The sequence below is a fragment of the Caballeronia sp. INML2 genome (genome assembly GCF_023631365.1).
In the GTDB taxonomy this organism is placed as follows: Bacteria; Pseudomonadota; Gammaproteobacteria; order Burkholderiales; family Burkholderiaceae; genus Caballeronia; species Caballeronia turbans.
On sequence record NZ_JALQDH010000092.1, the window covers coordinates 1 to 1,068 of the forward strand.

The 1,068-nt window shown below is 57.1% G+C and carries 2 protein-coding genes; one reads left to right on the plus strand and one right to left on the minus strand.

All coding sequences use genetic code 11. The features are described 5' to 3' along the window. The coding region (locus NCT32_RS31085) for a hypothetical protein (RefSeq protein ID WP_250491084.1) at positions 1-416 on the minus strand (416 nt) is incomplete at its 3' end. Positions 417-662: 246 nt separating this feature from the next. Here NCT32_RS31085 and NCT32_RS31090 point away from each other — a divergent pair. Then, positions 663-1,025 (plus strand): hypothetical protein, encoded by a 363-nt coding sequence (locus tag NCT32_RS31090; protein ID WP_250491085.1) that lies wholly within the window; start codon positions 663-665, stop codon positions 1,023-1,025. The last annotated feature ends 43 nt before the right edge of the window (positions 1,026-1,068 follow it).

A 1,068-nucleotide genomic window follows, 5' to 3' on the forward strand; every position in this document is an offset into this window, starting at 1 on the left:
CGACCGTTCGACTCCGCGCGTCGAGCCGGCGCACGCGTCACGCTGGAACCACCCTTGAGCCATCTATCAACGGCTATATAGCGGGCGGATGAGAATTCGACCATCTTATGTACCGCTTCCGCCGTCTGTATTTGTCGCGCGATTTCGACAGGGATTTCACCACAGGCGATTAACACGCCCTTTCCGCTGATCGCCTGCTCTATCGTCTTCCCACGAAAGGAAAGACGTACGCGAAACGACGGCTGCTCATCTGCGTCTGGCGAGCATGCAACGTCAAGCGTCGAGCCCGCAAAGTCGGTCCACAATTCGGCGAGTTCAGGGCATTCACTGCCCGTAAGCTCCGCTGCACGGTCGAAACCATCATTCACCTTGGTTATGGACCGGCTGTCGGGGTCAATCAGGTAACACAGAAACATGTCGCCTCCGGCAGTTGGACGTCCATCTCCGAATCGCGTGAGCTCACTACTTTCGTTGAATGGGTTGCTGGCCCGACCCAAGGACGCCAGCCACACGGTCGGCGGGAGCACACAGCGCGCCGTGTTGCTGATCTCCGCTTTAAGCATAGGAGCAAAAAAGAGCCCTGAGCGCGGCTTTCGCGTTCGCCAGACCAAAAACAGGATGGGGCTGAGGCGAGACTCGTCACCAAGATCCAGGAGTCCGCTGTGGCATCCGCCTTGCTTCAATTTCAAGAAAGACATTTCAGAGCGAAAAGGATGAAAGCGACAATTTGGGGACATACACGGCTGCCGGACGGGCATCAGGAGATTCATCGCTTTGCTTTCGAACTGCACGACGGAAGTGCCGCTCCGCCCGTCCGCGAGTCTGTTTCTTTGCGCACCGCTCGTGTTGTCGTCGCACATCTACAAGATGGCAACGCATTAATCCAGATGTTCCGAGCCATCGTGAATAGCGAGCCGGCGGACTACGATCACTTGGTCGGACAGACCTTTAAGGATGGTTTCATCGAAAATGGTCCGAGCGATCGCGTCGATGAATCGCACGAATGGCAGAACGCCGATCGCTGACGCCGTGACATTGACGTTCGGACCGCGAGGCGCTTGTCGGCCA